Source organism: Candidatus Clostridium stratigraminis, from assembly GCF_045310675.1.
Classification (GTDB): domain Bacteria; phylum Bacillota; class Clostridia; order Clostridiales; family Clostridiaceae; genus Clostridium_AT; species Clostridium_AT stratigraminis.
In genome coordinates this window covers 1-6,158 of sequence record NZ_JBJHZZ010000031.1, presented here as the reverse complement: position 1 = coordinate 6,158, position 6,158 = coordinate 1, and the positions used below count along the sequence as shown (strand labels likewise).

Sequence of the window (6,158 nt, the reverse complement as noted above, 5' to 3'; positions counted from 1 at the left end):
CAGCAGCTTGAAGATGCTTTAAGAAAAACTGCATAAAAAATTCGAGTTTCTGTGTCTACTATATTGACTTAAATCCAAGGTTTAAAAACAAATGAACAGGATAAAAAGGATATAAATATATTGAGTATTGGTGGTCAAAAATATAATTTACTTGATGAGGAACGTGTACTAAGATTAATACATGAAATGACCCATACTAAAGTTATATCAGATGTAAGTGACAGGTATGTAGAGATTACACCTGAAAGAGTGGATGAACTTATTTTAGCAATTGCCAAATCGAATTGGGATGATAAAGCCTTTTTGTTAGAACATCTAAAAAGATGGAAGAATAATGATTTTTCTAAATCAGTTGAACTACATAATTACATATGGGAAAAGGAAGGCGGAATTATTGGTAAAGCTAATGGATTAAAGAAAGATTAATAATGCTTGATTTAAAACTATATAAATCAATGCGAAGCTAGAGTAGGCCAAGCTTAAAGTGAAATGATGAAAACTACACCTAACAATACACTCAAGTTCGCTTTGGCTTAATTAGGGTCAAGCCATTGAGCCAAAGCACTTCCTTTCGTCAAGCTAGTTCTAGCTATGGCTCAAGGACGCCTTGATAAAATATATAATCGTACTGTAGAAAGTTTCTTAGGTCAGATTGATAAATATAACAATTTAACCACAGTGAAAATGGGGGACGCACATATGAGAAAAAACCTATTAAAGAATATTATTGTTCTTATTATTTTCATTTTTACTACATACATTATATTTTATAATTTTGTTTCAGAATTACTTATCAGGTTAATGACACCATCAGTTAGTCTTTATGTTGGAATGATGGTATTTGTAACAACCTTTCTCTATATACTTACTATTTCGGTAATGAATAAGGGAGTTAAGGAAATTCATATCAATACACTTGCAGTATTATATTTTGGTTTGGTAATATTATTATCTTTTTTTAAAATGACATCTAATTTTTATGGACTTAATTTAAACCCTTTTAGCATAATAGGTGATTTTAAAGAATACTTTAACCACACACTTCTTCTCGTAATTGCTAATATGCTTCTATATTTTCCTTTAGGTGGATTTATGAAATTTAGAATAAAGGTCAATAATTTTAGTTTAATGATGGGGTTTTTAGTGTATATTTTAATTGTTGAAACAATGCAGTACATATTACATAGAGGAATATTTGATATAAATGATATTATTTTAAATACCTTAGGGTTCATTATAGGTGCTTTGTTTAGTAATTTTGTTATTAAACATCATAGAAAAGAAAGAGCAGAGAGTTATTCTTAATAAATAATATTAACCCATGATGGCTTTAAGTAATTGTTTATTGGCATATATTTTCGCATGAAGAAAGTGATTAACATAGCTCATCAGATAACAAGATTTTGCCATCCACCTTGGTAGGTGGATTTTTTTATATAGATATGTGTAAATTTATGGATTATAATCTATATATAGGTTTATAATTGAATTACCAAGGCACATTCCTTCACAGGCTCAAGTGCAGCCAAGGAGTATTACTTTGGGGTCCAGTTTAGAAACGTGGGCAAGACGAAACGTTATATGAAATCTTATGAACACCAAATAGCAAAAAATTTTTTGGAGAAAACTATGAAAGAGGTTTATATAGATAATAAAGATATCAAAGCGAGAATACACGAGTTGGGGAATGAAAGGAATCCAATGATTATATGTATTCATGGATTAGGAAGTACAAGTCTTAGCTTTATTGAGTTGGCACATCTTTTGAAAAATGAATACCATATTATTTCAATAGACTTACCAGGGCATGGGAAAACCCCTCAATTTTTAAGATTAGAAGATTATGAAATGCCTAATATGATTAGATGGGTTGATAAAATTATCTCTCACGTAACAGTAGGTAGTTTTTATTTATTAGCGCATTCTTGGGGTGCAGACATTGCACTTCATTATCTAGCCGCTTATCCATCAAAAGTGACTAAGACCATGCTGTTAGATGGTGGATACTATTTAAAGAATGAGTGGTATGCTTATCAGACTTCAAAATCAGGTAGCACTTATACAATGCAGGATGAAATTAATTATTACATTAATGATTTTGACGAATATTGTTTTGATACTTTAGAAGAGCACATTAATCTGGAAAAGAGTAACTATAATAGATGGTCTTCCTTATTAGAAGAAGCCGCAAGGGATTTGATTAGAGTAGAGGATGGTAAATATAAGTTTCATGCAAATAGCTTTACTTCAACAGGTGCCATAAAATCAATGTACCTCTATCCAACTGATTCTATATATGAAAAGCTGCCAAGTTCAATATATTTATTAAGAAGTACGCAGCCAGATACAATGAATGAATATAGAGAGAGTTTAGCCGATAAATTTAAGAATGGTACCGGTTCGAAGGTAAGATTGATTGATGGAGCAGGTCATTTGGTTCACTGGGATAAACCTAATAATGTTGCAGTAGAAATATTTAATTGGTTTAAAGCTACGAAAAGAATATGATGCTAAGTATCAATGTGGCACATTCCTTCACAGGCTAAAGCGTAGCCATTGGGGTCCGATTCAGGAACGTCTTGAGTGTGAGGAAGTTATGTGAAATTTTAGAACTATTGGAGTTTTTGATTACGCATTTAGCGTTTTTTATACAAGGAATATGTGGATATGGAAAAATAAATGTCTTTAAAAATAATAGCTTCACTTATAAAAAATTCATAATTAGAAAATCTATAAATGTAAGCATAAGACATAAGGAAGTGAATTTATTATGAAAGTCGTTTTTAAGTTTATATTTTCCATTTTAGCTATATTAGTATTGGATACAGCTAATGTAGGTAGTTACAAAATTCAAGCATGTATAGTAGATAGTGAATTATTTCACCCACAAACAAACTTCATAACAAATGAACAAACTAAGGCACAAGTTCAACTTTTTAGAGAAGCTTTGGATAAATTTGGAGCAACTTCCCCAGAACAAGTTATAAGTATTTGGGCAAATGCTGAGAAATCCAGAAATGGTGTTCTTCATTATGCAGTTTCTTGTAACGAATTAAAAAACAAAATTATTAAAGGGTGGGGTGAGCCTAGAGATAGTTTTTGGATATATGGTGGCTCAAGTCCATGGCTTGAAAAATATGAAATACTCTATAATAGAAAATTAAATGACACAGAGTACGAGGCTAAAATAAAGTTCTTTTGGGTAAGTTCTGCTGGACCATCAAAACCAACCGAAACTACATTACTTATTGTAAAAAATAAGGATATATGGTGTGTAAAAGAAGCGAAATAATATTGGTGGGTATAATCTACGAATATAGATAGTAAAAGCTCTAAAACATATGTCCCAGTGGTAAAGTATGTTAAAGTAGGAGTTATACATAACTATAATCTAATAAACAATAGTATATTAATACAAAATAAGTATTAAAGGAGTAAAAACATTGAATTGGGAATTAAAAAAGTTTAAAGATTTAAAAGTTCAAGAAATATATAAAATTTTAGAAATAAGAAATGAAGTATTTATTGTAGAACAGCAGTGCCCTTACCAAGATTGTGATGGAAAAGATGAAAACGCATATCACTTATATCTTCAAAATTACGACAAAGTTATTGCATATTCACGGATCTTAAACAAGGGAGTTTCATATGATGAAATATCCATTGGGCGAGTATTGGTAGATAAAAATTATCGAGGCAAAGGTATATCAAGAGAAATGATGTTAAAAGCAATCAATTTTATAGAATTCAATTTAAACGAAAAAGAGATTAGGATTCAAGCACAATCATATTTGGTTGATTTTTATAAGAGTCTTGGTTTTAAAGAAACTTCAGATGTGTATTTAGAAGACAATATTCCACATATAGATATGTTGTACAGAAAAATAGAATAGTACAATAGGGTCTAAAATAGAAAGCACATTTGGCAATATAGATGCATAAGTCCTTCTATAATTCTTTCGTACGCAATTAATACCATATTAATTAGTTTAGATCATTCTTATATTATGAAATACATTAAATAATATTTATAGTGTTAACCTTCGCATATAGATAGTAAAGCTCTAAAACATCACTTATCAAAATTTTATGTCCACCTTGTTAGGTGGATTTTTTTATAGATATGTGTAAATTTATGGTTTATAATCTATATATAGGTTAAAAGGTAAAGCTCCAAGGCACATTCCTTCACTGACGCAAGCACATTCAAGGGGTATTCATCTGGTGTTCGATTCAGTAGCGTCGGCTTACGATACGCTACCTGACATTTTGGTCTTTAGAAGTTTTAGTTTACGCACGCACATACTGATTTTTGTTTCGATGGTAAAAGTAATTTGAAATTGTAAATTAAAATGAATTAAGTAAGGAGGTATTATTGTGATAAAAGTAATACATATATTAGGAGCAGCAGGTTCAGGCACCACAACATTAGGAAAAGAATTAGAAAATATATATAAATTTACACATCTTGATGTGGATGATTATTTTTGGCTTCCAACAAATCCACCATTTACAACTAAAAGGGTAATAGAAGAAAGAATAGAATTACTAGAAAAAGATATTTTGAATACAGATAAATGCGTAGTTACAGGTTCATTGTGTATATGGGGAGATAGGTTTATACCATATTTTGATTTAGTTATCGAAATAGAAACTCCAACTGAAGTAAGAATTGATCGTATAAAAAAGAGAGAGTACAAAAGATTTGGGAGTAGAATTTTAGAGAATGGAGATATGTTTCAAGGACACCAAGAATTCTTAGAATGGGCAAAAGGTTACGATACTGGAGATGTTAATATGAGAAGTAAGGCATTACACGATTTATGGTTAAAGAAATTAGGTTGTAAAAAAGTTATCATTGATGGGACAAAACCTTTAGAGGAAACAATTAGGCTTCTTAATAAAATTATAAAATAAAAGGTTGGCTTTAGTTCACAAACATAAATGACTGTTATTAGACATAAATAAACAATATTCTTATATTGTTGGACAATGTGAATGATATTCAATATAGAACTATTATTAATTTTGGAGGGGATTTATGGGGGTCAAAAATAAAAAAATAACATTTTTTGATTTTTTACCTTATGAATGCGATGCAGCTGAAGTGTATCTTGAAGAAATGGCTGAAAAGGGATGGCTATTGCAATCCATCTATGGAGCTTTTTTAAAATTTAAAAAAATAGAGCCTTGCAAAATTAAGTATACTGTAGATGTGCATCAGAGAATTTCTGAACTTGATTGTAATGACAGCAATATTGCTTTAGAATACAGGGAATATTACAGTGCTGCAGGATGGAATTATGTTTGTCAAAAAGGAAAAATCCAAGTATTTTACACAGAGGATTATGGGAATACGATTCCAATTCAATCTCAAGAGGAAAAGTTCAAATCTGGATTTAAAGCTTCATTAAATCGAATTCTAAGTTCACTAGTTTTCATTTTAGTGTTTATTCTTAATCTTTCTATGCAATTATTTATAGGAAGTGTAGATCTTACTCTAGCATCTAACATTGGAGTATTATCTGTATTATCAATGGCATCGATTGTGTTTATAAATATAATACTAATCCTCAGTTTTTTTATTTGGTTTATTAAAGCTTGGGTTCTTTTGAGAAAAGGCGAATTTAAGGCTTGCAATAACAGCAGGCATGTAAGAAGAAAAAATATATTTACAAGTTTATTTGCTACTTTATTATTAGTTTTACTTTTTCAATTTCTGATTTTTTATAAGCACGAGAGTCAGATATTAGGAATATCAATTTTTTTTGTAATGCTTGCTATAGGTGTAATCTCCATGCTTGTACGAAAATTTATAAACAAAAAAAGATATTCAAATAAAACTAAACTAGCAATATATACCGTTAGTATTATTGTATCAGTTATTCTAGTAATGAGTGTTGTTAGTGCCACAGTCTTTAAAAATATTACGTACCTTGAGCAAAGCAAGGTGACAACTGAAAATAAGGCTTTAACATTCATGGATTTTGGGCAATATCAAAACGACAATGAAGATGTCTATACTAGCATAGATAAAAGTATATTAGCCAAAAGAATTGACTATTCTTGGGGAAATAATACTGGATTTAAGTCAATATAGTAGACACAGAAACTCGAATTTTTTATGCAGTTTTTCTTAAAGCATCTTCAAGCTGCTG

General features: G+C 30.1%; 7 protein-coding genes. All 7 read left to right on the top strand.

Annotated features, from left to right (window positions below; translation table 11 throughout):
* The first annotated feature begins 120 nt into the window (after nucleotides 1-120).
* The 7 genes from ACJDUG_RS17635 to ACJDUG_RS17605 all read left to right on the top strand — a co-directional run bounded on the left by ACJDUG_RS17635 (nucleotide 121) and on the right by ACJDUG_RS17605 (nucleotide 6,100).
* Nucleotides 121-426: a DUF6241 domain-containing protein gene (locus ACJDUG_RS17635; protein ID WP_406771180.1), complete on the top strand. Its 306-nt coding sequence runs from the start codon at nucleotides 121-123 to the stop codon at nucleotides 424-426.
* Between the two features lie 165 nt (nucleotides 427-591).
* Nucleotides 592-1,305 carry a VanZ family protein gene (locus ACJDUG_RS17630; protein ID WP_406771179.1) on the top strand — a complete coding sequence of 238 codons (714 nt, stop codon included), beginning with the start codon at nucleotides 592-594 and terminating at the stop codon, nucleotides 1,303-1,305.
* Between the two features lie 312 nt (nucleotides 1,306-1,617).
* Entirely contained in the window at nucleotides 1,618-2,508 is an 891-nt protein-coding gene (locus tag ACJDUG_RS17625; protein ID WP_406771178.1) for an alpha/beta hydrolase, read from the top strand.
* Nucleotides 2,509-2,770: 262 nt separating this feature from the next.
* Entirely contained in the window at nucleotides 2,771-3,292 is a 522-nt protein-coding gene (locus tag ACJDUG_RS17620; protein ID WP_406771177.1) for a hypothetical protein, read from the top strand.
* Between the two features lie 151 nt (nucleotides 3,293-3,443).
* A complete protein-coding gene (locus tag ACJDUG_RS17615; protein WP_406771176.1) occupies nucleotides 3,444-3,893 on the top strand; it encodes a GNAT family N-acetyltransferase in 450 nt (149 codons plus the stop codon).
* Between the two features lie 484 nt (nucleotides 3,894-4,377).
* Nucleotides 4,378-4,917 (top strand): AAA family ATPase, encoded by a 540-nt coding sequence (locus tag ACJDUG_RS17610; protein ID WP_406771175.1) that lies wholly within the window; start codon nucleotides 4,378-4,380, stop codon nucleotides 4,915-4,917.
* 124 nt (nucleotides 4,918-5,041) lie between these two features.
* A complete protein-coding gene (locus tag ACJDUG_RS17605; RefSeq protein WP_406771174.1) occupies nucleotides 5,042-6,100 on the top strand; it encodes a DUF2812 domain-containing protein in 1,059 nt (352 codons plus the stop codon).
* The last annotated feature ends 58 nt before the right edge of the window (nucleotides 6,101-6,158 follow it).

What these genes read in the sequence shown, in the direction of transcription:
- ACJDUG_RS17630 (WP_406771179.1), top strand. Translation starts at nt 592, where the DNA reads ATGGCTCAAGGACGCCTTGATAAAATATATAATCGTACTGTAGAAAGT.
- ACJDUG_RS17620 (WP_406771177.1), top strand. Translation starts at nt 2,771, where the DNA reads ATGAAAGTCGTTTTTAAGTTTATATTTTCCATTTTAGCTATATTAGTA.
- ACJDUG_RS17605 (WP_406771174.1), top strand. Translation starts at nt 5,042, where the DNA reads ATGGGGGTCAAAAATAAAAAAATAACATTTTTTGATTTTTTACCTTAT.